The organism is Nonomuraea corallina, from assembly GCF_027620315.1.
Taxonomy (GTDB): domain Bacteria; phylum Actinomycetota; class Actinomycetes; order Streptosporangiales; family Streptosporangiaceae; genus Nonomuraea; species Nonomuraea corallina.
On record NZ_JAPNNL010000106.1, the window covers coordinates 1 to 24,808 of the forward strand.

At 72.4% G+C, this 24,808-nt stretch carries 21 protein-coding genes, 1 tRNA gene and 1 pseudogene; 8 read left to right on the plus strand and 15 right to left on the minus strand.

The annotated features are described in order from the left end of the window. Positions 1–71: 71 nt before the first annotated feature. The 3 genes from OUY22_RS23635 to OUY22_RS23645 are packed head-to-tail and all read right to left on the minus strand — an operon-like array spanning position 72 to position 2,910. Entirely contained in the window at positions 72–623 is a 552-nt protein-coding gene (locus tag OUY22_RS23635) for an RNA polymerase sigma factor (protein WP_270157292.1), read from the minus strand. 56 nt (positions 624–679) lie between these two features. After that, positions 680–1,744: an ROK family protein gene (locus OUY22_RS23640; protein WP_270157294.1), complete on the minus strand. Its 1,065-nt coding sequence runs from the start codon at positions 1,742–1,744 to the stop codon at positions 680–682. After that, a complete protein-coding gene (locus tag OUY22_RS23645; RefSeq protein WP_270157315.1) occupies positions 1,741–2,910 on the minus strand; it encodes an FIST signal transduction protein in 1,170 nt (389 codons plus the stop codon). The genes OUY22_RS23640 and OUY22_RS23645 overlap by 4 nt, the downstream gene beginning before the upstream one ends. A 171-nt stretch (positions 2,911–3,081) precedes the next feature. On the opposite strand from OUY22_RS23645, the gene OUY22_RS23650 reads away from it, so the two are divergent. Continuing rightward, positions 3,082–4,473: a sigma 54-interacting transcriptional regulator gene (locus OUY22_RS23650; RefSeq protein WP_270157295.1), complete on the plus strand. Its 1,392-nt coding sequence runs from the start codon at positions 3,082–3,084 to the stop codon at positions 4,471–4,473. A gap of 34 nt (positions 4,474–4,507) precedes the next feature. After that, positions 4,508–6,475: a vWA domain-containing protein gene (locus OUY22_RS23655; RefSeq protein WP_270157296.1), complete on the plus strand. Its 1,968-nt coding sequence runs from the start codon at positions 4,508–4,510 to the stop codon at positions 6,473–6,475. Here OUY22_RS23655 and OUY22_RS23660 read toward each other — a convergent pair. Continuing rightward, positions 6,435–6,881 (minus strand): DUF6292 family protein, encoded by a 447-nt coding sequence (locus OUY22_RS23660; protein ID WP_270157297.1) that lies wholly within the window; start codon positions 6,879–6,881, stop codon positions 6,435–6,437. The two genes, OUY22_RS23655 and OUY22_RS23660, sit on opposite strands and share 41 nt — an antisense overlap. 275 nt (positions 6,882–7,156) lie before the next feature. Between OUY22_RS23660 and OUY22_RS23665 the strand changes: the two genes are divergently transcribed. Next, positions 7,157–7,585: a hypothetical protein gene (locus tag OUY22_RS23665; protein ID WP_270157298.1), complete on the plus strand. Its 429-nt coding sequence runs from the start codon at positions 7,157–7,159 to the stop codon at positions 7,583–7,585. A gap of 3 nt (positions 7,586–7,588) precedes the next feature. Here OUY22_RS23665 and OUY22_RS23670 read toward each other — a convergent pair whose 3' ends face one another. Then, a complete protein-coding gene (locus OUY22_RS23670; protein WP_270157300.1) occupies positions 7,589–8,728 on the minus strand; it encodes a cystathionine gamma-synthase in 1,140 nt (379 codons plus the stop codon). 662 nt (positions 8,729–9,390) lie between these two features. Here OUY22_RS23670 and OUY22_RS36790 point away from each other — a divergent pair. Then, positions 9,391–10,089 (plus strand): annotated as a pseudogene (locus OUY22_RS36790) (sensor histidine kinase); the annotation flags it as partial. Here the strand turns inward: OUY22_RS36790 and OUY22_RS36795 are convergent. Next, on the minus strand, positions 10,006–13,110 hold the full coding sequence (locus OUY22_RS36795) for a BTAD domain-containing putative transcriptional regulator (protein ID WP_333486770.1): 3,105 nt from the start codon (positions 13,108–13,110) through the stop codon (positions 10,006–10,008). The pseudogene OUY22_RS36790 and the gene OUY22_RS36795 overlap by 84 nt on opposite strands. 62 nt (positions 13,111–13,172) lie before the next feature. Between OUY22_RS36795 and OUY22_RS23685 the strand changes: the two genes are divergently transcribed. Next, positions 13,173–14,030 carry an NAD(P)-dependent oxidoreductase gene (locus OUY22_RS23685; RefSeq protein WP_270157302.1) on the plus strand — a complete coding sequence of 286 codons (858 nt, stop codon included), beginning with the start codon at positions 13,173–13,175 and terminating at the stop codon, positions 14,028–14,030. On the opposite strand, the gene OUY22_RS23690 is transcribed toward OUY22_RS23685, so the two are convergent. Beyond that, positions 14,027–15,397: a cystathionine beta-synthase gene (locus OUY22_RS23690; RefSeq protein WP_270157303.1), complete on the minus strand. Its 1,371-nt coding sequence runs from the start codon at positions 15,395–15,397 to the stop codon at positions 14,027–14,029. The two genes, OUY22_RS23685 and OUY22_RS23690, sit on opposite strands and share 4 nt — an antisense overlap. Positions 15,398–15,524: 127 nt before the next feature. Here OUY22_RS23690 and OUY22_RS23695 point away from each other — a divergent pair, with 127 nt between their 5' ends. The 3 genes from OUY22_RS23695 (at position 15,525) to OUY22_RS23705 (ending at position 19,350) form a co-directional block, all read left to right on the plus strand. After that, a complete protein-coding gene (locus OUY22_RS23695; RefSeq protein WP_270157304.1) occupies positions 15,525–16,511 on the plus strand; it encodes an SGNH/GDSL hydrolase family protein in 987 nt (328 codons plus the stop codon). 58 nt (positions 16,512–16,569) lie between these two features. After that, complete coding sequence (locus OUY22_RS23700; RefSeq protein ID WP_270157305.1) at positions 16,570–17,904, plus strand: outer membrane protein assembly factor BamB family protein; 1,335 nt, start codon at positions 16,570–16,572, stop codon at positions 17,902–17,904. A 228-nt stretch (positions 17,905–18,132) separates the two neighbouring features. Next, a complete protein-coding gene (locus OUY22_RS23705) occupies positions 18,133–19,350 on the plus strand; it encodes an acetyl-CoA C-acetyltransferase (RefSeq protein ID WP_270157306.1) in 1,218 nt (405 codons plus the stop codon). A gap of 30 nt (positions 19,351–19,380) precedes the next feature. On the opposite strand, the gene OUY22_RS23710 is transcribed toward OUY22_RS23705, so the two are convergent. The 8 genes from OUY22_RS23710 to OUY22_RS23745 all read right to left on the minus strand — a co-directional run bounded on the left by OUY22_RS23710 (position 19,381) and on the right by OUY22_RS23745 (position 24,748). Then, positions 19,381–19,791 carry a PPOX class F420-dependent oxidoreductase gene (locus OUY22_RS23710; RefSeq protein WP_270157307.1) on the minus strand — a complete coding sequence of 137 codons (411 nt, stop codon included), beginning with the start codon at positions 19,789–19,791 and terminating at the stop codon, positions 19,381–19,383. A 111-nt stretch (positions 19,792–19,902) separates the two neighbouring features. Then, positions 19,903–20,136, minus strand: a complete 234-nt coding sequence (locus tag OUY22_RS23715; RefSeq protein WP_270157308.1) for a DUF4287 domain-containing protein — start codon at positions 20,134–20,136, stop codon at positions 19,903–19,905. A gap of 159 nt (positions 20,137–20,295) precedes the next feature. Next, on the minus strand, positions 20,296–21,081 hold the full coding sequence (locus tag OUY22_RS23720) for a Bax inhibitor-1/YccA family protein (RefSeq protein ID WP_270157309.1): 786 nt from the start codon (positions 21,079–21,081) through the stop codon (positions 20,296–20,298). A gap of 168 nt (positions 21,082–21,249) precedes the next feature. Next, positions 21,250–21,322 (minus strand) — tRNA-Leu (locus OUY22_RS23725). A gap of 49 nt (positions 21,323–21,371) precedes the next feature. After that, positions 21,372–21,866 carry a peptide deformylase gene (locus OUY22_RS23730; RefSeq protein WP_270157310.1) on the minus strand — a complete coding sequence of 165 codons (495 nt, stop codon included), beginning with the start codon at positions 21,864–21,866 and terminating at the stop codon, positions 21,372–21,374. A 70-nt stretch (positions 21,867–21,936) separates the two neighbouring features. Further along, positions 21,937–22,449: a glycine cleavage system protein R gene (locus OUY22_RS23735; protein ID WP_270157311.1), complete on the minus strand. Its 513-nt coding sequence runs from the start codon at positions 22,447–22,449 to the stop codon at positions 21,937–21,939. 93 nt (positions 22,450–22,542) lie between these two features. Further along, positions 22,543–23,859, minus strand: coding sequence for an NAD(P)/FAD-dependent oxidoreductase (locus OUY22_RS23740; protein WP_270157312.1), 1,317 nt, complete (start codon positions 23,857–23,859; stop codon positions 22,543–22,545). Positions 23,860–23,953: 94 nt separating this feature from the next. Beyond that, complete coding sequence (locus tag OUY22_RS23745) at positions 23,954–24,748, minus strand: uracil-DNA glycosylase (protein WP_270157313.1); 795 nt, start codon at positions 24,746–24,748, stop codon at positions 23,954–23,956. Positions 24,749–24,808 lie beyond the last annotated feature (60 nt).

Sequence of the window (24,808 nt, forward strand, 5' to 3'; positions counted from 1 at the left end):
GGTCCGGCGACGCCCGGCCGCACGCGCGGCCATCTCGGTCTTCAGCTCCATGAGTAGTCTCTCCTCGAAACTCATCCGGTCGTTCCTCCCATGACGAAGGGCACGGCCTGGAGCGCCTGCCGGGCCCGGTGCAGCCTGACCCTGGCGGTCCCCTGCCGGATGCCGAGGACCCGCGCGGCCTCCGCCGCCGTGAGCTGGTCGACGACCACCAGCTCCAGCACGGCCCGCTCGCCGTCGGGCAGTCCGGCCAGCGCCTCGAATACCCGCCGTGCGTCGCTCTCGGCGTCGATGCGCTCTTCCAGCCGCGCCACGTCGTCCGCGTCGAGCAGCCGCTGCCCGCCCACCCGGTCGGCCAGCCGCGATTGCCTGAACACCCGGCGCCTCTCGGCCGACAGCGTGTTCCGCGCTACCCCGTACAGCCAGCCCAGCTCCGTTCCCAGGTCGGACCGGTAGGTGTGCGCCGAGTCGAGCACCGCCACGAACACCTCGGCCACCAGATCGGCGACCGTGTGCGGGTCGTCGACGCGGCGGGCGAAGAAACGGGTGACCGCCTCGACGTGCCGCCGGTAGAAGGCCTCGAACGCCACCGGATCGGTGGCGAACTCCGGCCGCTTGCGAGGCACCGGCTCCGCTCCCTTCGTCGGTCCACACCCCTGCTTGGACGGGGAGGACTGGAGCGTTACAGAGGGATTTCTCCGTACGTGTCGCCCGCGAGGACGAGTGCGGCCGCGCCGATCAGGCCCGCCTCCTGGCCGAGCGAGGCCGGCGCCACCCGCAGGCGGCGGGCGAACCCCATCCGGGCATGCTCCCTCAGCGCCTCCTCCAGCGGGCCGAACAGCGGCTCCCCGGCCTGGGAGAGGCCGCCGCCGATGGTGACCAGTTCCAGGTCGCACAGGTGGGTGGCGGAGGCGAGGGCGATCCCGAGCGCCCGGCCCGCCCGGCGCATGGCGGCCACGGCCACCGGGTCCCCGGCCAGCGCGTCCGCCGCCAGCATCCGCCCGGTGACGGCCCGCTCCTCCCGATAGTCCCCACCGACCGCGAACCCCTCAGAAGGCGCACGCTCCCCCGCCGCCCCCACCCCGCCCGGAGGCGCACCCCGGCCCTCCGCGGTCGTCCCGGGCCCGCCTGAGGACGCACCCGGGCGGTGCGGGGTCCAGCCGTGGGCGAGGGCCCAGGCGGTCAGGGCGGGGCCGCGGGCGACCGCTTCCAGGCAGCCGTGGCCGCCGCAGCCGCACGGCGGGCCGCCGTCCGGCTCCACCACCACGTGCCCGATGTGGCCGGCGTTGCCGGTGCCGCCGTCGACCAGCCGCCCGCCGAGGATGAGCCCGCCGCCGACGCCGGTCGAGACCACCATGCCCAGCATGTCGGCCACCCCCCGCCCGGCGCCGCGCCAGTGTTCGGCCACCGCCAGGCAGATGGCGTCGTTGTGGACCCGTACCGGCACGCCGGGGAACCGCTCGGCGAGCCGGGCGCGCAGCGGGAAGCCGCGCCAGCCGGGGATGTTGAGCGGCGAGACCACTCCGGAGGGCCACGCCATGGGCCCGCCGCACCCGGCGCCCACGCCGGTGATCCCGCCGGTGATCCCGCCGGAGAGCGGGTCGATCAGGTCGCACAGCGCCTGCCAGAGCGTCTCGGCGCCGGCGTCCTGGGGCGTGGCCGCTCGCCTGGCCGCCACGATCGCGCCGTCCGGGGAGACCCGGGCCGCCGCCAGCTTGGTGCCGCCGACGTCGACGGCCAGGATCACGTGTCGGCCGAGGAGAAGACCAGCACCGACGCGGTGAATCCGTGCACGTGGTTGTGCCCGCCCACCGGACCGACCTCGCCGGCCGCGAAGAAGCCCGCCACGCCGATGGGCCCGAGCGTGTCGCGCAGCGCCAGCGGATCGTGGTCGGCGCTGCCGAACATGGCCGAGCCGCGCCCGTTGCAGGAGAACAGCAGCGCCCCGTCGACCCGGCCCAGCTCCTGCCGGTGCGCGTCGAGCATGTCGTAGAGGTCCTCGTCGGCGGTGGCCGCGTCGCGCACCTGGAAGCGCACGGTACGGCCGACCTCCACGATGTCGCCGACGGCCACGGCCTCGCGCTCGGGGTCGATGCCGATCACGCCGCGGATCAGGAAGTCGCCGCGTTCGTGCCGCTCGGCGTACTCGTCCATGGCCAGCCCGATCTGGAGCCCGGCGGCGACCAGCTCGCGGTCGTCCTCGTCCAGGTCGGTGACGATGTCCTCCAGCCGCGACAGCGCCGGCTGCCCGGCCAGCTCCAGGAGCAGGTTCTCCTCGGCGCGGGTGACGACCATGGTGGGCCCGATCGGGCGGCAGCCCTGGCTGACCACGGTGGTCACGTTGACGGACCCGCTGATCAGGACGCCGATGGCGCCCTCGGTGTAGATCTCGCCGTCGGCGAAGAGCCGTACCGATCCCCGTCCCTGCACCCCGTTGGCCAGCCCGCCGACCAGGGGCAGGTCACCCAGCACGTCCACGGAGCGCTCGACGAACGCGTCGGCGGGGAACGAGTACGGGTCCGCCAGGAGGATCGCCACGTGGTCGTCGGGGCTGCGCTCGGGCAGGCCGACGACCACGAACCGGTCCTCGGCGGTGAGCGTCTCCAGCGCGAACGTGGTCAGCTCGGCCCCTTCGAGGGTGGCCGCCCAGGCGCTCACGGACGGGGTCAGCTCCACCCCGGTGTCGCCGCCGATCACTCCGGTGGCGCTGCACCCGATCACGTGCGCTCCGGGCGCCATCCGCATCGCGCGCTCGCCGGCCCGCGCCACGTCGTCGGGATCGTCACCGCAGATGAAGAAGCAGACCAGGTCGGCCTGCCCGCTGAGCCGTGACAGGGCCTGGTTCACGGCCCTCTCCGCGGCCCCCACCAGGTCGGAGTCCACGGCGAGGCCGTCGGCGAAGCGGCTCGTCATCACTGCCACGCGTCTCGCCTCCCTCTCCTGGTCCAACTACCCTAGGCCCGATTCTCCCCACTAAAGGGGCGAGCACGCATACGAAACGTGACGTAATGGTCGAGATCCGATATCTCCGCCAGATGCGAAACTCTCTGCCGCTTTCCCTCCAGGCAACGTAGTCTCGATCCCGTGCATCTGCCTCGTAATCTGCGCGAGTTGCGAGAGAACGGCCACGTTCATCGCACCGTCAAAGCCGAGGTCCGCGAAAACCTGCTGGCCAAGCTCAGGGCGGGCGAGCCCCGTTTCCCGGGCATCGTGGGCTTCGACGACACTGTCCTGCCCCACCTCGAACGGGCGTTGCTCGCCGGTCACGACCTGGTCCTGCTCGGTGAGCGCGGCCAGGGCAAGACCCGGCTGATCCGCACCGTCGTCGGCCTCCTCGACGAGTGGACCCCGGTCGTCGAGGGGTGCGAGATCAACGACCACCCGTACGCGCCGGTCTGCGGACGCTGCCGGGCCCTGGCCGACGAGCTCGGCGACGAGCTGCCGGTGGCCCACAGGCACCGGGACGAGCGCTACGGCGAGAAGCTCGCCACCCCCGACACCTCCGTCGGCGACCTCATCGGTGACATCGACCCGATCAAGATCGCGGAGGGCCGCCGGCTCGGCGACCCGGAGACCGTCCACTACGGCCTGGTGCCGCGCACCAACCGCGGCGTGTTCTCCGTCAACGAGCTGCCCGACCTCGCCGAGCGCATCCAGGTGTCGCTGCTCAACGTGCTGGAGGAGCGCGACGTCCAGGTGCGCGGCTACAACCTGCGGCTGCCGCTGGACATCCTGCTCATCGCCAGCGCCAACCCCGAGGACTACACCAACCGGGGCCGGATCATCACCCCGCTGAAGGACCGCTTCGGCGCCGAGATCCGCACCCACTACCCGACGTCGGTCGAGGACGAGCTGACGCTCATCCGCCAGGAGTCCACCCCGGACATCGGGGCGGACGTCCCCGAGCACCTGATCGAGGCCATCGCCCGCTTCACCCGTCTGGTCCGAGAGTCCACGGCCGTGGACACCCGGTCGGGCGTGTCCGCCCGGTTCTCGATCGCGGCCGCGGAGACCGCCGCGGCCTCGGCCGTCCGCAGGGCCGCGCTGGCCGGCGAGGAGCAGCCGGTGGCCCGGGTGTGCGACCTGGCCCCGGTCGTCCACAGCCTGCGCGGCAAGGTGGAGTTCGAGGTCAGCGAGGAGGGCAGGGAGACCGAGATCCTGGCCCACCTGCTGCGCCGGGCCGTCGCCGAGACCTTCAGGAGCCGTCTCGGGGGCATGGACCTGTCGCCGCTGACCGACAGGTTCGCCGAGGGCAACCAGGTGGAGTCGGGCGAGCTGGTCCCCGCCGGAGAGCTGCTGCGCCGCATCGGGCCGGTCCAGGGCCTGGCCAGGATCATGTCTCGGCTGGGGATGGGGGCGGGCGAGGAGTCGCCCGGTCACGCGGCCGCCGCGCTGGAGTTCGCGCTGGAGGGCCTCTACCTCATGCGCCGGCTCTCGAAGGACGACCTCGACGGCGTCACCGTCTACCGGACATGACGGGCATCCCGGTGCGAGTTAGCTTGGATGGGTGATGGCCTACCGCTATGGCGAGTACCACGACGGCCCTGATCCCCTCGCGCCGCCGTACGACGTGCGGGCGGCGCTGGACGAGATGGGCGACGCCATCCTGTCCGGCTCGACCCCGGTGCACGCGCTGCGCGACCTGCTCAAGCGGGGCCTGCCCGGGGCCGGCGACCGCCGCGGCCTGGACGACATGCTGCGCGAGGTGCGGCGCCGCCGCCGCGAGCTGCGCGAGGGCGGCCGGCTCGACGGCACGCTGGAGCGGGCCAGGGCGCTCCTGGACAAGGCCGTCGGCCAGGAGCGGGCCGAGCTGTTCCCCGACCCCTCCGACGAGGCCAGGGCGCGCGAGGCCGAGCTCGACTCGCTGCCGGACGACACGGCCGACGCCATCCAGCAGCTGAGCTCGTACGAGTGGCGCTCGGAGGCGGCCCGCCGGACCTTCGAGGAGCTGCGCGACCTGCTGCGGCGCGAGGTGCTCGACAGCCAGTTCAGAGGGCTGCGCGACGCGCTGGCCAACCCCGACCCGGAGGCCATGGAACGGGTCCGCCGGATGATGACGGACCTCAACGACATGCTGGACAAGGACGCCAGGGGCGAGCACACCCAGGCGGACTTCGACGCCTTCATGGCCGAGTACGGCGACCTGTTCCCGGAGAAGCCGCGCGACCTCGCCGAGCTGGTCGACGTCCTGGCCCGCCGCGCCGCGGCCACGCAGCGCATGCTGGCCTCGCTGACCCCGCGCCAGCGCGAGGAACTGGGCAACCTGATGACCCAGACCCTCGACCAGGCCGGTCTGTCGGAGCAGATGCGCCGGCTCGGCGAGGCGCTGCGCGCCCGGCGCCCCGACCTGGCGTGGGACTCCACCGAGCGGATGACCGGGGACGAGCCGCTGGGCATGGGCGACGCCGTCACCGCCCTGGAGGAGCTGGCCGACCTGAGCCGGCTGGAGTCGGCGCTGCGCCAGGACTACCCGGGGGCGCGGCTGGACGACATCGACGAGGCCGCGATCCGGCGCGCCATGGGCCGCTCGGCGGTCGACGACCTGGAAGCGCTCAAGCGCGTCGAACGGGAGCTGGAGGAGCAGGGCTACCTGCTGCGCCGCCGCGGCAAGCTGGAGCTGACGCCCAAGGCGGTGCGCCGGCTCGGCGAGACCGCGCTGCGCCGGGTGTTCGCCTCGCTGGACGCCGGCCGGCGCGGCGACCACGACCAGCACGACGCCGGCTCGGCCGGTGAGCTGACCGGCTCGTCACGGCCCTGGCGGTTCGGCGACGAGCAGCCGATCGACGTGGTGCGCACGCTGGTCAACGGCGTGCGCGCGGGCGGCCTGCGCACCGCCGGCGGCAGCCCGTCCGTCGCGCTGTCGGTGGACGACTTCGAGGTGGCCGAGACCGAGCGGCGCACCGCCGCGGCCGTCTGCCTGCTGGTCGACCTGTCGTACTCGATGGCGCTGCGCGGCACGTGGGCGGCGGCCAAACAGACCGCGCTCGCCCTGCAGGCGCTGGTGGCGTCCAAGTTCCCGCAGGACGCCGTGCAGATCATCGGGTTCTCCAACTACGCGAGGGTGCTGCAGCCGGACGAGCTGGCGGGCCTCGACTGGGACATGGTGCAGGGCACGAACCTGCACCACGCGCTGCTCATCGCGGGCCGCCACCTGGACCGCCACCCCGACTTCGAGCCGGTGGTGCTCGTCGTCACCGACGGGGAGCCGACCGCCCACCTGCTGCGCAACGGTCACTCGGCCTTCGAGTGGCCGCCGTCGCCGGAGACGCTGGAGCTGACCCTGGCCGAGGTCGACAAGATGACCCGGCGCCGGGCCACGATCAACGTGTTCATGCTGGCGGGCGACGAGCGGCTCAAGGACTTCGTCGACGAGGTGGCCCGCCGCAACGGCGGGCGTGTCTTCTCCCCCAGCGCCGACCGGCTGGGCGAGTACGTCGTCAGCGACTTCCTGAAAGTGCGCCGGACCCGCCGGCACTAGCCGTGTAGTAGTCGAGCGCCACGTCGAAGCCGTCGCGGCAGTTGCGGTGCGAGCGGTAGCAGGGCCGCCAGGCGGTGCTGGAGCCGAGCCCGGCGCGGGCGTCGGCGAGCGCCGCCGGCACCCGCTCCGGCCGCGGGACCAGCCCGCCGCCGAGATAGCGGACTCCGGTCAGCTCGGTGCGGCGGCCCGCCTCGCCGGAGACGAAGCGGCCCAGTCGCCACCCGCTCTCCTCGTCCCACACCAGCCCCAAGCTGTCGGCGAGCCGGATCGTGGCCTCGCGCGGCTCGCAGGGACCTTCCCACCATCCGGCGACCTCGGCTCCGAGCTCGTCGACGACCCGGCTCACATAGCGGCTCGGCTGGTGAAGCCACTCGTCCGAATACGGCTCGACATGCCTGATGGCCACGGACGGCACCCCCTTGTGCCCTGAGAGTAAGAAAAAAGCAGCGGTCAACAACCCTACCTGTGACGACCGGATGGCACGTCCCCCTCATCTAGTCATTACGGGTGATATTCCCGCCCTTTATGGGAAGAGAGGGAATCTTATGTTGGCCATGATTGTTCTGATCCTGCTGATGATCGTCGCCGTCACCACTACCGAGCTGACCATGCGCTGCTCCCCCGGGGGCAAAGAGAGTGTCGAGTGCCCTGCCGAGATCGCCGGGGACTAGTCTCTCCCGCATGTCGACCCTGTTTCTTCTGCTGCACATCGGCTTCGCGATCTTCACTCTCGGCGCGCTGACCGCCGCCATGATGACCGCGCCCCGCGCCATCCGGGCCAAGAACGTGCCGGTGCTGCGCAACGTCGCGCGCACCATCCGGATCTACGGCTTCGCGTCGCTGGGCGTCTTCGTCTTCGGCCTGATCCTGGGCATCGTGCTCGGCGGCGGGCTGCTCGGCCAGTGGTACATGTCCGCGTCGATGACGTTGTTCCTCGTCGGGATCGTGCTGCTGTTCATCATCGACCGCGACCTGCACGCCGCGGTGAAGGCCCTGGACAGCGCCGACACCACAGACGACGCGCAGGTCCAGAAGGCCAGGATCACCGCCATCGGCGGCCTGCTGGCCCTGATCTGGCTGGTGATCCTGGTCCTGATGGTCGTCTTCTGACCGTCAGCCGAGCGCCTTGGTGAGGTCGGCGAGCAGGTCGTCGACCGTCTCGATGCCCACCGACAGGCGCACCAGATCGTCCGGCACCTCCAGCGGGGAGCCGGCCGCCGAGGCGTGCGTCATCCGTCCCGGGTGCTCGATGAGCGACTCGACGCCGCCGAGCGACTCCCCCAGCGTGAACAGCTCGGTGCGGCCGCACACCGCGACGGCCTCCTCGGCACCGCCGGCCACCCGGAACGACACCATGCCGCCGAAGCGCCGCATCTGCTTGGCCGCGGTCTCGTGGCCGGGGTGCTCGGCGAGCCCGGGGTAGAGCACCTGGGTCACCCGCGGGTGCGCCAGCAGCAGGTCGACGACCCGCTCGGCGTTGTCGCAGTGGCGGTCCATGCGCACCCCGAGCGTCTTGAGCCCGCGCAGCGTCAGCCAGGCGTCGAACGGCCCGGCCACCGCGCCCATCGCGTTCTGGTGGTAGGCCAGCTCCTCGCCCAGCCCCCGGTCGGCGGCCACCAGCGCGCCGCCCACCACGTCGGAGTGGCCGCCGACGTACTTGGTCGTGGAGTGCACGACCACGTCGGCGCCGAGCGCGATCGGCTGCTGGAGGTACGGCGAGGCGAAGGTGTTGTCGACCACCAGCAGCGCCCCGTTGTCGTGGGCGAGCTGGGCCAGCGCCGCGATGTCGTTGACGCCGAGCAGCGGGTTGGTCGGCGTCTCCACCCAGACGACCTTCGTCTTCTGGGTCATCGCCGCGGCCACCGCGTCCAGGTCGCCGAGCGGCACCGGGTCGAAGTGCAGGTCCCACCGCTCGTAGACCTTGGCGAACAGCCGGTAGGTGCCGCCGTACGCGTCGTTCGGGATGATCACGTGGTCCTGCGGCCTGCACACCGCGCGCAGGAGGGCGTCCTCGGCCGCCAGGCCGGAGGCGAACGCGAGCCCGCGCACCCCGCCCTCCACCGCGGCCAGCGCCTCCTCCAGGGCGGTCCTGGTCGGGTTGGCCGACCGGCTGTATTCATAGCCACCCCGCAGGCCGCCCACGCCGTCCTGCTTGTAGGTGGACGTGGCGTAGATCGGCGGCACCACCGCGCCGGTCACCGGGTCTGGGTCCTGACCAGCGTGGATCGCCAGGGTTTCGAAACCGTTGCTCATACCGCCACGGTAATGGACCCGGCCCGCGCTCCCGTCCCCCGCCGGTCGCGCCGTTGACCCATGAGAGCAGCACGGGGTCGGTCAGCGCCAGCAGCATCCCGACGAGCAGCCCGGCGCCCAGCAGCACGAATCCGATCATCACCATGTCGTTCGCCCCCTTCTCGGCACATCCAGGATCGGGTGGCGGGGCGCCGCGCCGCCTCGGCTGAACCGCCCATCCACGGGGCCGCCACTCGGCCGAACGGTGGATACGACATATCCGACTTGCGGCCTACTCTCGTGGCGTGGGGGAATCCAAGCGCGTCGTCTACTGGATCCGGCGGCTGAGCGAGCTCGCCATGCTGGGCTGGCTCGGCATGCTGCTCCTGGCCGACCTCGCCGTCGCCATCGGCCAAGGCGGCCTCCAGTGGCTCGTGTTCGCCTGCGGCGTGGCCGGCGTCGTCGCGGTCGTCCTGCGCCGCCGCCGTCCCCGGGTCGAGACGTACGCGGTCATGCTCTGCCTGTCGTTCGCCGTGTCGCTCCTCATGGGGGCGAGCGGGACCACCGGCGTGCCGGGGGCCGCCGAGACGGGCGTGCTGCTGGTCCTCATCCTGGGCGTGCTGCGTCACGTCGAGCCGGTCAAGGACGCGGCGATGCTGACCGTCGCCGGGCTGATCGTGCTCATGGCCGAGTCCATCGCGCGGGCCTCCTCCGAGGAGGCGCTGGTCTTCTCGTTCCTGCTGTTCGCGGGCTGGTCGTCGATCGCGGGCGTGGGCGGCTACCTCCGCTTCCAGCAGGAGCGCCGCGACGAGGCCGTGCGCTCCGTACGGCGCGCCGAACGGCTGGAGCTGGCCAGGGAGCTGCACGACCTGGTGGCCCACCACATCACCGGCATCGTCGTGCAGGCGCAGGCGGCGCGCACGGTCGCCGCGGCCAAGCCCGAGGCGGTCCTGCCCGCGCTGGACGCCATCGCCACGGCGGGCGGCGACGCGCTGACCGCCATGCGCCGCATGGTGACGGTGCTCCGCGCGGAAGAGGCGGCCCGCACGCCCGGCAGCTCGCTGGCGGACCTGCGGCTGCTCACCGAGCGGTTCTCGGCGGAGGGGCCCAAAGTGGCGTTCGAGATCGGCTCCGGCCTCGGTGACGGGACCCTGCCGCCCGAGGTGCTCACCACCCTGCACCGGGTGCTCCAGGAGGCCCTCACCAACATCCGCAAACACGCCCCGCGCAGCGCGTGGGTGGAGGCGGACCTGCGGCGTCACGACGCGGCGGTGGTGCTGCGGGTGCGCGACCACGGCTCACCCGCCGACCCCCGGCTGGCCCGCCTGGGCGGCGGCTTCGGCCTGGTGGGCATGGCCGAGCGGGTCGAGGCCCTCGGCGGCCGCCTGCACGCCGGCCCCACCCCGGAAGGCGCCTGGGAGGTCATCGCCGAGTTCCCTTTCCCCTGACGCGTGCGCCCGGGAGAACGCCTCCTCGCCGAGGGCGGTGAGCGCTCTGGCCGTGATCCGGGCGACGTCGTGGCGCTCGCCGTCCTGGAGCGGGGTGCCGACCGCCGCGCGGAGCGCCGCCGCCCGCCCCAGGAGCCTCGCGGCCCGCTCGGCGTCACCCGCCAGCGAGTACGCCCCCGCCAGGCCCTCCAGGGCGAGCGCCTCAGCCCGGGGATCGCCGAGAGCGGCGTCGTAGCCCGCCCGGTGCCGCGCCAGCGCCGTCTCCGCGTCGCCCCGCTGCTCGGCGGCGAAGCCCAGCTCCGCCAGGAAGAAGGCGGTGCCCGACGTGCCCCGCACCTCGCTCAGCCAGTCCAGCCACCGCAGCAGCAGCTCCTCGGCACGCTCGTAGCGGCCCTGCCGCCGGGCGCTCATGGCCAGGCCCAGCTCGGCGTGCTCCTCGGCCGACTTGTACGACTGCTCGACCGCCAGCCTGCGGGCCCGCTCGTGGTAGTCGTCGGCGCGGGCGTGGTCCCCGGTCAGCAGCGCGATCCGCCCGACGGCCGACAGCCGGAACGAGACCTCGAAGCCCAGTTCCCCGGCCAGTTCGAGGGCCTCGTGCCGGAGCCGCTCGGCCTCGGCGTAGTCGCCGCGCATCTCGGCCAGCCGGTCCAGGGCGTCCATCGCCTCGATCCGCCCCCACCCGTCGCCCAGCTCACGGAAGATCGCCAGACTCCGCTCGGCGTCGCGGCGCATCTCCGCCAGGCCACCGCGCCGCTCGGCCAGCTTGGACCGCAGCGACAGCGCCGCGGCGACACCCCACCGGTCGCCCAGCTCCTCGAACGCCCGCAGCGCGCGGCCCGCCGCCTCCTCGTGCGCGGCGAGGTCCCCGTAGGCCCAGCGCACGTGCGTGGGGAACCAGTCGGCCAGCGCCCGCCCGGCCGCGTCCAGGTCCTCGTACGGGACGGGCGTGGCGGGCTCTCCGATCGCCAGCGTGATCCCGGACAGCCACACGGCCGCCCGCGCCCGCTCGTGCCGGTCCCCGGCGGCACGGGACGAGGCGAGGGCCGCCGTCAGCGAGCGGCGGGCCTCCCCCAGCCGGCCGCGCAGGAACCAGTACCATGCCAGCGCGTTGGCCAGACGCAGCGGCTGCGGCCCGGCGAGCGCGCGCCGCAGGTTGGCGCTCTCCTGGTCCAGCCGTTCCAGCCAGGCCCGCTGCCCCGGCCCGCGCAGCTCGGCCCGCTCGGCGAGCCGGGCGTAGTGGCGCGCGTGCCGCTCCCTGATCGCCTCGTCCTCACCCGCCTCCCGCAGCCGCTCGGCGCAGTAGGCGGCCACCGACTCCAGCAGCCGGTGGCGCGGCCCCGGGGTGACCAGCGACCGCTGCACGAGCCGTGCCAGCACGTCCAGCACGTCCACGCCCGGCTCCGCGCTGACCTCCTCGGCCGCCTCCAGCGTGCACCCGTCGGCGTGCGCGGCGAGCCGGCGCAGCACGGTCCGCTCGGGCTCGGACAGCAGCCCCCAGCTCCAGTCGATCATCGCCCGCAGCGTCCGCTGCCGGGCGGGCGCGTCCCGGGCGCCCGCGCTCAGCAGCCGGAACCGGTCGTCGAGGCGCGCGGCCAGCTCCTCGACCCCGAGCGCCCGCACCCGGGTCGCGGCCAGCTCCAGCGCCAGCGGGATGCCGTCGAGCCGCCGGCAGATGGCGGCCACGACCGGGCCCGGCTCGATCCCCGCCCGGTCGGTGAACAGCCGCACCGCCGCGTCCTCCCCCAGCGGCGGCAGCACCTTGACGTGCTCGCCCCTGACCCCGAGCGGCTCCTGGCCGGTGACCAGCACGGTCAGTCCCGGAACGGCCCGGAGCAGCGCGGAGACGACCCCGGCCGCCCGGTCCACCAGGTGCTCGCAGTTGTCGAGGACCAGCAGCGCGCGCCGCGCCGCCAGCGCGCGGGTCAGCCGGGGCAGCAGCGGCCCCGACCCGTCGTCCCGTACGCCGAGCACGCCCGCCACCGCCTCGGCCACGTCCCCGGCGCCGATCAGCTCGACCAGCCACACGCCGCCCGGGTACGCCTCCGTCCCGGTCAGGCCGCGCGCCACCTCGACGGCCAGCCTGGTCTTGCCCACCCCGCCGGGCCCGGCCAGCGTCACCAGCCGCCTCTGCGCCAACAGGGCGCGTAACTCGGCGACCTCGCGGTCCCTGCCGATCAGTCCCGCGACGGGCGCGGGCAGGTTGCCCGCCGTGACGTCCTGGCGGTCGCGCGCCGGACGCCCGAGAAGGCCGGGTTCCTGGCGGAGGATGGCACGGTGCAGGTCGCGCACCTCGGGGGCGGGGTCGACGCCCAGTTCGCCGGCGAGCCGTTCGCGCAGGGCCGCGAAGACCGCGAGGGCCTCGCCCTGCCGGCCGTCCCGGTACAGCGCCCGCATGTGCAGGGCGGTGAGGCGTTCGCGCAGCGGGTGCTCGGCCACGAGGGCGGCCAGGTCGACCGGCTCGCCGAGGACCAGCCGCAGCTCGGCCAGCTCCTCCAGCGCGGCCAGCCGCCGCTCGTCCAGCCGGGTGATCTCGGGGCGGGCGAACGCCTCGTCGGCGAAGTCGGCGTACGCGGGCCCGCGCCACAGCGCGAGGGCCTCCGCGAGGCGTCCGGCGCGCTCCCGCTCACCCTCGGCCGGAGCGGCGAGCCGGGCGAGGAAGAGGTCCGCGTCCACCGTCACCCCGTCCAGGCGGTAACCGGCAGGCCCGTGGACCACCAGCGACGGCGCGCCCAGGGCGCGGCGGAGCTGGGAGACGCGGGCCTGGAGGGTGCCGGCCGGGTCGCGCGGCGGCCGATCGCCCCACAGGTCGTCGATCAGGCGGTCCACCGGCACCGGGCCGCCGCCCCGCGCCACCAGGGCCGCCAGCAGCAGGCGGACCTTGCGGTCGGGCACCCTCAGCGGCGCGTCGCCTCCCGAGCGCACCTCCAGCGGCCCCAGCACCCCGATCCTCGTCACGTCATGGTCAACCCGTGGCGGACCGTAAGGATTTCCGAAGCGGCCCGTCCCAGGGTGGATCCATGAGCGATGTGACAGTGATCGGCCTGGGGCCGATGGGATCGGCGATGGCCCGGACGTTCCTGGCGGCGGGCCACGACGTGACGGTGTGGAACCGCACCGCGAGCAAGGCGGACCCGCTGGTGGCCGAGGGCGCCAGGCGCGCGGCCGAGCCGGTGACGGGCGAGCTGCTGGTGATCAGCCAGATCAGCTATCAGGCGATGTACGACAGCCTCGGCGAGGCGAGGCTGGACGGCAGGACCGTGGTCAACCTGAGCTCCGGCACCCCCGCCGAGCTGCGGGAGGCGGCGCGGTGGGTGGCGGAGCGGGGCGGCACGCTCATCACCGCCGGCATCATGGTGCCGCCGCCGGGGATCGGGCAGCCGGGCGCGTACACGTTCTACAGCGGCCCCAAGGAGGCGCTCGACCGGCACGCGGGCACGCTGGAGGCGCTGTCGGCGGTGACGTACGTGGGCGAGGACCCCGGGCTGGCGATGATGTTCTACCAGGCCCAGCTGTTCGTCTTCTGGTCGTCGCTGACGAGCTTCATGTACGCCGCCGCGCTGCTGGGGACGGCGGGGGTGCGGCCGGACGCGCTGGTGCCGTTCGTCCGGGAGCTCCACGCCGACCTGGCCTCCGACGGCCCGATGGGCTACATCAAGATCCTCGGCGAGGAGCTCGGCTCGGGCGTCTACCCGGGCGACGAGAACAGCCTGCACATGCAGGCGGTCGGCATGGGCCACGTGGTGGAGACGCTGCGCGCCGCCGGGCTGGAGACCACGGTTCCGGAGGCCCTGCACCGGCTGTTCGCCAGAGCCGACGCCGAGGGGCGCGGCGACGAGGGTATCGGCACCGTGGTCGAGTCGATCAGGAAACCCTAGTGGTTCGCCAGGAAGGCGAGCAGGTCCTGCCGGGTGAGGAGGCCGGCGGGCTTGCCGTCCTCCAGCACCACGGCGGCGTCGGCCTTCTCCAGCGCCTCCACGGCCCGCGAGACCGGCTCGCCGCTGCCGATCATGGGCAGCGGTGACGACATGTGGTCGCCGATCGGGTCCTCCGAGGAGAGCTTGCCCCGGTAGAGCGCCTCCAGCAGGTCGCGCTCCACGATCGAGCCCACCACCTCGGCGGCCATGACCGGCGGCTCCTCCTTCATGACCGGGAGCTGGGAGACCGAGTACTCGCGCATGATGGAGATCGCCGTGCCGACGGACTCGTGCGGGTGGGCGTGCACGAACTTGGGCAGCCCCTCGCCCTTGCGGGCCAGCACGTCACGCACCAGCTCCTCCTCGGAGGAGCTGGTGAGGAAGCCGTAGTCGGCCATCCAGTCGTCGTTGAAGATCTTGGACAGGTAGCCGCGGCCGCCGTCGGGCAGCAGCACCACGACCACGTCGTCGGGCCCCGCCGCGGCCGCCACCTGCAGCGCCGCCACCACGGCCATCCCGCACGAGCCGCCGACGAGCAGCCCTTCCTCGCGGGCCAGCCTGCGGGTCATGGTGAAGGAGTCCTTGTCGGACACCGCGATGATCTGGTCGCAGATGCCGGTGTCGTAGGTGTCGGGCCAGATGTCCTCGCCGACGCCTTCCACCAGGTAGGGGCGGCCGGAGCCGCCGGAGTAGACGGACCCCTCGGGGTCGGCCCCGATGACCTTCACCCGGCCGCCGGAGACCTCCTTGAGGTAGCGGCCGGTGCCGCTGATCGTGCCGCCGGTGCCGATGCCGGCCACGAAGTGGGTGATCCGCCCCTCGGTCTGCTCCCACAGCTCCGGGCCGGTGGAGTGGTAGTGGGACTCGGGGTTGTCGACGTTGGAGTACTGATCGGGCTTCCAGGCGTTCGGGATCTCGCGGGCCAGCCGGTCGGACACCGAGTAGTAGGACTCGGGGTGGTCGGGGGCGACCGCGGTCGGGCAGACCACGACCTCCGCCCCGTACGCCCGCAGCACCGCGATCTTGTCCTGCGCCACCTTGTCCGGCACCACGAACAGGCAGCGGTAGCCCTTCTGCTGGGCGACGATGGCCAGGCCCACGCCGGTGTTGCCGGACGTCGGCTCGACGATGACGCCGCCGGGCCTGAGCCTGCCGGCGGCCTCGGCCGCCTCGACCATGCGGACCGCGATGCGGTCCTTCACCGAACCGCCCGGGTTGAAGTACTCGACCTTGGCGAGGACCTGGGCGGGCAGCCCTGTCGAGACCTTGTGCAGGCGGACGAGCGGCGTGTTGCCTATGAGCTCGACCAGGGAATCATGTACGCGCACCGAGGTGTTCACCTTCTTTGCCGAAGCTTGATCAGCCGATCCGTGGCCGGGAACCCGTGAGGGTGGCGGGCACTCGGCTACTTTCAACCCAAACGCTACCGCCGAGGTCGGATGGGGGGACAACGCAGTGGTGTGGGCAGCGGGCGCGGCGCGGGCCGCGCGCAGGATCGCGGCGGCGGCGGCGCTCGGCGGGGGCGGGCTCACCGCGCTCGGAGCCACCGCCTACGGGCTGCTGATCGCCGAAGGACTGCTGGCCCGCCGCACGATCGGCACCCCGCACGGCATGGACGGGCCGCCGTCCGACGGCGTCTACGGCGACTATCCGGGTCCGCCGATCAGGATGGCCATGCTGGGCGACTCCACCTCTGTCGGGCTGGGCATGACCGACCCGGGCAAGACCCCCGGCGTGCTGATCGCCTACGGGCTCGCCGCCGTGGCCGAGCGGCCGGTGGAGCTGCGGGTGGTGGGCAAGTCCGGCGCTCCGTCCGCGGAGCTGGGCGAGCAGGTGGACGCGGCGCTGCCGATGGCTCCGGACGTCGCCGTGATCTTCGTGGGCGCCAACGACGTCATCACCAGGACGCCGCCCGCCACCGCCGTGCGCCACCTGGTCAAGGCGGTGCGCCGGCTGCGCGAGGCGGGCGCGGAGGTGGTCGTGGGGACCTGTCCCGACCTGGGCACGGTCCGGCCGATCGCGCAGCCGCTGCGCTGGGTGGCGCGCCGCTGGAGCCGCCAGATCGCCGCCGCGCAGACGGTCGCGGTGGTCGAGGCGGGCGGCCGTACGGTGGCGTTCGCCGGCCTGCTGGGCCAGGAATTCCACGCAAACCCGGGCGAGATGTTCGGACCGGATCGTTTCCATCCATCTGACCGAGGTTACGCACAGTCCGCTTACGCGGTGCTACCTTCTGTATGCGCCGCGCTGGGGCTGTGGCCCGAACCACGACCCGAGCCCGGCGAAGGACTGCAACCGATCTACCTTGCGGCGGCGACGGCCGCGGAGGAGCCCGGCACCCAGGTGTCAGCCACTCAGGTCGACGGTCGGTCAACCGGCGCCCACGGCAGGTGGGCGGTGTTGTTCCGCCGTCGTCGGCTCGGGGGGCAGCTCAACGACGCCTAGACCCGGTCACCCTCCGAGCCGGAGCCGTCACTCGCCGTCCCTTTGGAGGGATTTGCCCGTGCTCCGGCCCTTCACCCTCGCCCTCGCCGGAACCCTGACCCTGGCCGGCTGTTCCGGCAGCGACGCCGCCACCAGCGACTACCCGACCTGGCACAACTCCGGCGTCAACGCGGTCAGCCGGATGTCCGCGGCCGGCGGGGTGGTCACCACCACCTCCATGAAGCCCGACGGCACCCTGGAGACCGTCGCGCTCAGCCTGTCCGACGGCACGAAGCTCTGGGCCCACCCCGCCACGATGGCGGGCCGCCTGCCCGGCATGGGCGTCTCCGCCCCCGCCGCGGTCGAGACGGCGGACGGCTCGGCGGTCGTCGCCGCGCTCGACCCGGCCAAGAAGGGCCGCTGGAACGCCGCGGTCATCGCCCGCGACGCCCGCACCGGCGGGCAGAAGTGGACCAGGCCGGTCCACTCGACGTTCGGCCCGCAGCGCTGCGGCCCCTACCTGTGCCTGTCCGAGCACACCGCGCTGTCCTCGGCCCGCGTGGTCGTCCTCGACCCGGCCACCGGCGCGCAGCTGTGGAAGCTGCCCGGCCTCGCCGAGGTCGAGTGGTCCGACTCCCAGCAGGTCGTGATGCTCCGGCTGGCCAAGAACCCGACGCTGGAGTCGTACGAGCTCAAGACCGGCAAACTGCGCTGGCAGCAGCCGATCGAGCAGGCGCTGGGGCCGGGCATCGACCTGTCGGGCGGCTGGGCGTTCGGCGCCACCGGTGACGACCTGATCGGCTACGTCGCCCCGTACACCAACCCGGAGACGAAGCGGACCTCGGCGTTCGGCCTGTTCTCCATCAAGATCACCGACGGTTCGGTGAACTGGATGCGACCCTCGGTGGTGCGCGTCTACCCCAGCGGCAGCCCCGGCCACGCCCCCGTGGTGCGGCCGGTCGACCAGCGCGGCGGCTACGGCGGGTTCGCCCGGCTCGACGCCGGCAACGGGCGCGTGATCGGCCAGATCACCGCGGCCGACGTGCCGGGCTCGGGATGGTGGCTGGCGTTCCCCGGCCGGATGGACAAGCTCGGGTTCCTCAAGCACGACCAGAAGGGCGCCGCCTTCGACCTGGTCAGCGGCAAGCCGGTGGCCGTCGAGGAGCAGCGCGGGTGGTCCTTCTGCGTGACCGACCCCAAGCCGCTGCCGCTGCGCGGGCAGGCGCCGGGCTTCTACTCGATCGCCGCCGTGTGCGAGTACGACCTGGCGACGGGCAAACGCGTCCAGGCGGCGTCCGCCCCGCCCTCCTGGTTCACCGGAAGCCAGGACGGCTGGCGCCTCTGGCGTGACGAGAAGGGCGCCGTCCACGCCGTCCAGGACGGCACCGCGTCCATTCCGGGGATGTACGGCTGACCTTCCCGAAGAAAGGCCGGGTTCCAGGGGATCGGCCCGGCACACCGCTCGCCGCGGCGCCTTCAGGGGGCGCCCGGCGGGCGGCTCACGGGAGGGGGTCCGGCGGGCTGCCGTCCTCGCCGGCCCCCTCCCGTCCGAGAGTCTTTCCCGCGAACGGCGGGGGGCGGGTCGTGGCGTCGGACGAGTATTGGAATATAGTTCTAATACTGTGCCGACAAAGGAGGGGCCATGCCCGAGGCTGTCATCGTCGCTACCGCCCGCTCGCCCATCGGGCGGGCCTTCAAGGGGTCGCTCAAGGAGCTGCGCCCCGATGATATGACCGTCCAGATGATCCAGGCGGCCCTGGCCAAGGTGCCCGAGCTGGACCCGCGCTCCATCGACGACATCATGCTCGGCTGCGGCCTGCCGGGCGGTGAGCAGGGCTACAACATGGGCCGCGTGGTCGCGGTGATGCTGGGCCTGGACGACGTGCCCGGCACCACCGTCACCCGCTACTGCTCCTCCTCGCTCCAGACCACCCGGATGGCCTTCCACGCGATCAAGGCCGGTGAGGGCGACGTGTTCGTCTCCGCCGGTGTCGAGGCCGTCTCCCGGTTCGCCAAGGGCAACTCCGACTCGCTGCCCGACACCATGAACCCGATCTTCGGCGAGGCCGGGGCCAGGACCAAGTCCTATGCCGAGGGCGGCAAGACCTGGCACGACCCGCGCGAGGACGACCAGGTGCCCGACGTCTACATCGCCATGGGCCAGACCGCCGAGAACGTCGCCCAGCTCAAGGGCGTCAGCCGCCAGGAGCAGGACGAGTTCGGCGTACGGTCGCAGAACCTCGCCGAGAAGGCGCTGGCCGACGGGTTCTGGCAGAAGGACATCACGCCGGTGACGCTGCCCGACGGCACCGTGGTCAGCAAGGACGACGGCCCGCGCGCCGGCACCACCTACGAGAAGGTCTCGGCCCTGCAGCCGGTCTTCCGGCCCGACGGCACGGTGACGGCGGGCAACTGCTGCGCGCTGAACGACGGCGCGGCCGCGGTGGTCGTGATGAGCGACACGAAGGCGGCGGAGCTCGGCATCACCCCGCTGGCCAGGATCGTCTCCACCGGGGTCTCCGGCCTGTCTCCGGAGATCATGGGCCTGGGCCCGGTCGAGGCGAGCCGGCAGGCCCTCGCCCGCGCCGGCATGGCGATCGAGGACGTCGACCTGGTCGAGATCAACGAGGCGTTCGCCGCCCAGGTCATCCCGTCCTACCGCGAGCTCGGCATCGACCTCGACCGGCTGAACGTGAACGGCGGCGCGATCGCGGTCGGGCACCCGTTCGGCATGACGGGCGCCCGCATCACCTCGACGCTGATCAACAGCCTCCAGCACCACGACAAGACGATCGGCCTGGAGACCATGTGCGTGGGCGGCGGCCAGGGCATGGCGCTGCTCCTGGAGCGGCTGAGCTGAGAGCCGACCGCCTGAGCGGACGGGCCGGGCTCAGCCGTGGAAGTCCGGCCCGGCCCGCCGCGGCGTGATGCGCATGATCACCCGCTGGTCGCGGACCATGACCTCGCGGTATTCGTCCCAGTCGGGATGCTCGCCGGAGATGTCGCGGTAGTAGGACACCAGCTGGTCCATGGCCTCCGGCAGGGAGATGATCTCGGCCGTGCCCTCGACCTGGATCCACTCGCCGAAGAACGCGTCGGTGAAGACGCACAGGGCGACGTCCGGGTCGCGACGCGCGTTGCGCACCTTGACCGCCGTCTCCCGCGAGCTGATGACGGCGCGGCCCTCGGCGTCGACGCCGACGGTGACCGGTGACATCTGCGGCCGCCCGTCGGCGCGCCGGGTCAGCAGGACGGCTCGGTGGTTGCGGGCGAGGAAGTCCCGCGCTCTGTCCAGATCCATAGGGAGATCATTCTACGGCCGGCGTCGTGGAGGAGGTCGCCGTGCCGTCGTTCGCCCCGGATCATGGCTGCGCCCGTGCCGCGGCACGGGCGCAGGTGAGGCGGTGGGGCTCTAGATGAAGCCCATGCGGTTACGGCGGAACCGCTCGTGCTCGTGAACGATCGCGGCGGCGTAGCCGTGTGTGAGCCCGTGCTCGTCGGCAAGCCAGTTGGCCCGCTCGGCGCACCTCAGGAAGGCCGGGCCGTTGTCGATGGCTTGGAACCACTCGGGGAGTTCGCGTCCCGTGATGGCCGGGACCCTTGCGATCAGCTTCGTCTGCGTCTCCGGTGAGTGGTTCAAGGACATGGGCACCTCCACGGATTAAGGTCCTTTGCTTGACACTGCAACACCACTTGCCGAATGGCAAGACCCCAGAGAGCGATCCTTTTGTCACGGCAGGTAGATTTCCGGTCGCACAAAGAGAGGGCCCCGCCGAAACGGCGAGGCCCTCACATGCCGGTGGCGTCAGTCGCTACTGGTGAAGTAGCTGATGAGCCGGAGCATCTCGATGTAGATCCAGACCAGGCTCAGGGTGAGACCGAAGGCGCACTGCCAGGCGAACTTCTCCGGGGCGCCCTGCTTGACGCCCTGCTCGACCGAGTCGAAGTCGAGGAGCAGGAAGAAGCAGCCCAGCAGGATCATGGCCACGCTGAAGACGATGGCCAGCGGGCCGCCGTCGCGCAGGCCCAGGCCGCCCTCGACGAAGAAGCCGGCGATCAGGTTGACCAGGACCAGGCCGAGGGCCGCGACCGCCGCGGCGACCACGTACTTGACCAGCTTGGGGGTGACGCGGATGATCCGCAGCGTGTAGACGGCGAGTGTGCCGGCGAACGCCATGGCCGTGGCGAGCACCGCCTGGACCACGATGCCGTTGATCTGCGCGTCGAACACGCTGCTCACGGCGCCGAGGAAAACGCCCTGGAAGGCGGCGTAGCTCAGGATGAGCGCCGGGTTGGTGCTCATCGTGAACGAGGCGATCAGGCCGAGGACCAGGGCCACGATGGCGGAGCCGATGGCCACGATCATGGGCACGTCGAGGTACCAGGACGCGGCCGCCGCCACGACCAGCGTGCCCAGCGTCATGAAGCCGCGGACCACCACGTCGTCGATGGTCATCGTGCGGTAGGCGGGCTGCGCCGGCGGGGCGTACGACGGGGAGTCGTACATGTTCTGCAACTGCTGTGGAGTCGGGGTCTGGCTGCCCCAGCCCGCCGACTGCGACCTACTGAATACGGGGTTCTTGCTCTGCATCGCTGCCTCCTGCGCCGAGCCTATGGGACCGGACGGCACCTAGGTCAACCAGCGCTCACATCTATGTAGCTTCGAGACTCCAGCACGGGGATCAACGTACGTGCCCCCGGGGAAGTTCCCGTCGTTGTAAAGCTGAAATTCGGCGTATTTCCCGTGGTAGAGAGCAGGTGCCCCCGGCGGGATTCGAACCCGCACCGCAACCCTTTTAAGGGGTTTGCCTCTGCCATTGGGCTACGGGGGCGCCGCAATCATACGAAACGGACCATGCATCCGGTGGGCACAACTTCGCATCACCCGCCACAACTGTGAAGTCTGCGGTGAAGTGATAGTGCTCCGGACACTCTGTCCAGGAAGAGTATGCCGTCCAGATGGTCCAGTTGGTGCTGAATACACCTTGCTTCGAATGCGTCAGCTTCGATGGTGACTGGCTCTCCGGTTCCTGGCAAACGCCCACGTACGGTGATATGCGTTGCACGCCGCACATCGGCGACGAGGTCCGCGACCGAGGCGCAGCCCTCGCGCCCGCCGCCCCACCGGGCGGCCCGCATGAGGCGAGGATTGACGACGACGAGCTCCCCGGCCCAGGACCGTGCCCGGGGGTGGCGGCGGGCGTCGAAGGCGATCAGACGCCAGCTCAGGCCGATCTGCGGCGCCGCCAGCCCGATCATGGCGGGCCGGCGGCGGAGGGTGGCGAGCAGATCGGCCGCCGCGGTCACGACCGCCGGGGCGGTGGGGTCGACCTGCTCGGCCGGCGACGACAGGACCGGATGGGGCGCGGGCAGCACCGGCCGGGGCGTCCCCCGCACGTGACCCGGCACCGGGCCCGTGAGGTCGGGCTCCGTCACCGCGGAGCCGTCACAGCAGGTCGGGCTCGACCGGGCGGAAGGTGATCTCGGAGTCTAACCCGGCGCCCACGGCGGCGAGCCGGCGCATCAGGTCGGCCACGTCCGCCTTCTCCGGGATCTCGACGTCGGCGATGAGCACGTACAGACGGCCGGAGAGCCGGGTGCTCATCCCGGTGATGTTGCCGCCGTCGGCGGCGAGCACGCTGCTGATGCCGGAGATGATCCCCGGACGGTCGGGGCCGTGCACGGTGAGCACGTACCCGAGGCCGTTCTCCCTGCGGCGGAAGTCCCGGCGCGCCGCGACGGCCGCGGCGGTCACCACCAGGTCCGGCGCGATCAGGTGCTTGGCCAGCTCGTCGGCGCTCAGGTCGCCCTTGACCAGCAGCATCATGGCGACGTGCCCGCCGAGCAGCGTCATCGTGGAATCCTGGATGTTGGCCCCGCAGCCGGCCAGCGACCCGGTGACCGCGGCGATCACTCCCGGCCGGTCCACGCCCAGCACGGTCACCGCTGACAGCCCCACCCGCTATCCCCTCCCCATCGACTTCGGGCGCCGGAACGCCCCGGCGCTCGCCGGGGCGCTTGCCGATCCGGGATCAGCGGTTCTGGTCGCGGCTCAGTGACGCGTCGTCGCCACCGCGGCCCTGAAGCCCTCCCGCGGGTGTTCCATCTCGCCCAGGGAGATGGTCTCCCGCTTGAAGAAGAGAGCCAGGGTCCAGTCGACGACGACGCGGACCTTGCGGTTCAGCGTCGGCACCCGCGACAGATGGTAAGTGCGGTGCATGAACCACGCAGGGAATCCGCGAAGCTTGATGCCGTAGACGTTGGCCACACCTTGGTGCAGGCCGAGACCGGCGACCGATCCGACATACTTGTGTCGGTATTCGGCCAGTTCCTGGCCGCGCAGGTAGCGGATGATGTTGTCGCCGAGCACCTTGGCCTGGCGGACCGCGTGCTGGGCGTTGGGGGCGCAGAACTCGCCCGGGTTCGTCAGGTCCGGCACCGCCGCCGCGTCGCCCGCGGCGAAGGCGCCGGGAGAGTCCACGACGGCGAGGGTGGCCTCGGCCCTGACCCGGCCGCGCTCGTCGAGCGGCAGGTCGCTGGCGTTGACGATCGGGCTGGGCTTGACGCCCGCGGTCCACACGAGGGTCTCGGCGTCGAACGCGGTGCCGTCCGACAGCACCACGTGGCCGCCCTCGCAGGACTCCAGCCGGGTCTCCAGCCGGACGTCGATGCCGCGCTCGCGCAGCTGCTCCAGCGTCCACTTGCCCATCTCGGGCCCGACCTCGGGCAGCACCCGGTCGGACGCCTCGACGAGCACCCAGCGCACGTCGGACGGCTTGATGTTGCGGTAGTAGCGGGTGGAGTCCTTGGCCATGTCCTCCAGCTCGGCCAGGGCCTCCACGCCGGCGAAGCCCGCGCCCACGACCACGAAGGTCAGCGCCCTGCGCCGCACCTCGGGGTCGTCGGTCGACTCGGCCACGTCGAGCAGGTGGAGCACCCGGTTGCGCAGCGCGATGGCCTCGCCCACGGTCTTGAAGCCGATGCCGATGTCGGTGAGCCCGGGGATCGGGAGCGTACGGGAGATGGAGCCTGCGGCCATGACCACCACGTCGTAGCCGATCTCCCGGGGCTCGCCCTCGGGCGGCTGGAAGGTGACGCTGCGGGCCGCGTGGTCGACCTTGGTGACGCGGCCGTTGAGTATCCGCACCTTGGGCAGCACCCGCCGGAGCGGGGCGACCATGTGCCGGGGCGAGAGGTTGCCCGCCGCGGCCTCAGGCAGGAAGGGCTGGTAGGTCATGTAGGACTGGGGGTCGATGATCGTGATGCTCACGGAGCCGTCGCGCAGCTCCCGGCGCAGCCCGCGCTGCAGGCGCAGCGCCGTGTAGAGGCCGACGTATCCACCGCCGACGATCAGAATGTGCTGGTTCACCTGGGGGCCCCATCCCTCATGGATGCTTGTGAAAGCTTTCACAAGCTTACGTCCAAGGTCCCCCATGGCGCCAATCCCGGCGTGATGGGATGCGTCACACCGCCAGCTCGCCCGCCCTCAGGAAGACCGCGTCGAGCATCTCGGCGGTGACCCTGCCGGTGAACGTGTTCTGCTGGCTCGGGTGGTAGCAGCCGAGCAGTGTGACGGGCGCTCCCCCGTACGAGACCGTCAGCTCGACACCGTGGCCGAACGGCGGCCGGCTGCGCGGCAGGGCGTAGCCGGCCTCCTTGAGCGCGGGCCACATCGCCTGCCAGGCGTAGCCGCCGAGCGCGACCACGACGCGGACGTCCGCCGCCACCAGCGTCAGCTCGCGGGCCAGCCAGGGATGGCAGGCGGCCTTCTCCTCGGGCAGCGGCTTGTTCGCCGGAGGCGCGCACCGCACCGACGCCACCATCCTGGCCCCGATCAGCTTCTGCCCGTCGCCGGCGTGCGTGCTGGTCGCCCGCGCGGCCAGGCCGGTGCGGTGGAGCGAGGCGAACAGCCAGTCGCCGCTGCGGTCGCCGGTGAAGATCCGGCCGGTCCGGTTGCCGCCGTGGGCGGCGGGCGCCAGGCCGACGACGAGCACGCGCGGGCGCTCCTCGCCCCAGCCGGGTACGGGCCGTCCCCAGTAGGTCTCCTCCGCGAACGCCCGCCGCTTGACCTCGGCCACCTCCTCGCGCCAGGCCACCAGGCGCGGGCAGGCCCGGCAGACCGACTGCCTGGCCGTGAGCTCCGCCAGAGTGCCGCTGGACGCCGCGAGGTCGCGCACGCCGGCCGGATCGCGGGCGACCGGGGTGCCGGCGTCCGCCGGGTCGCCGGGCCATCCGGTGCCGGGAGGTACGAAGCTCATGACATCGATGGTGCCCGACCCGGCGGACCGCTCAGAACAGGAGAACCGGGGGGGGGGGCG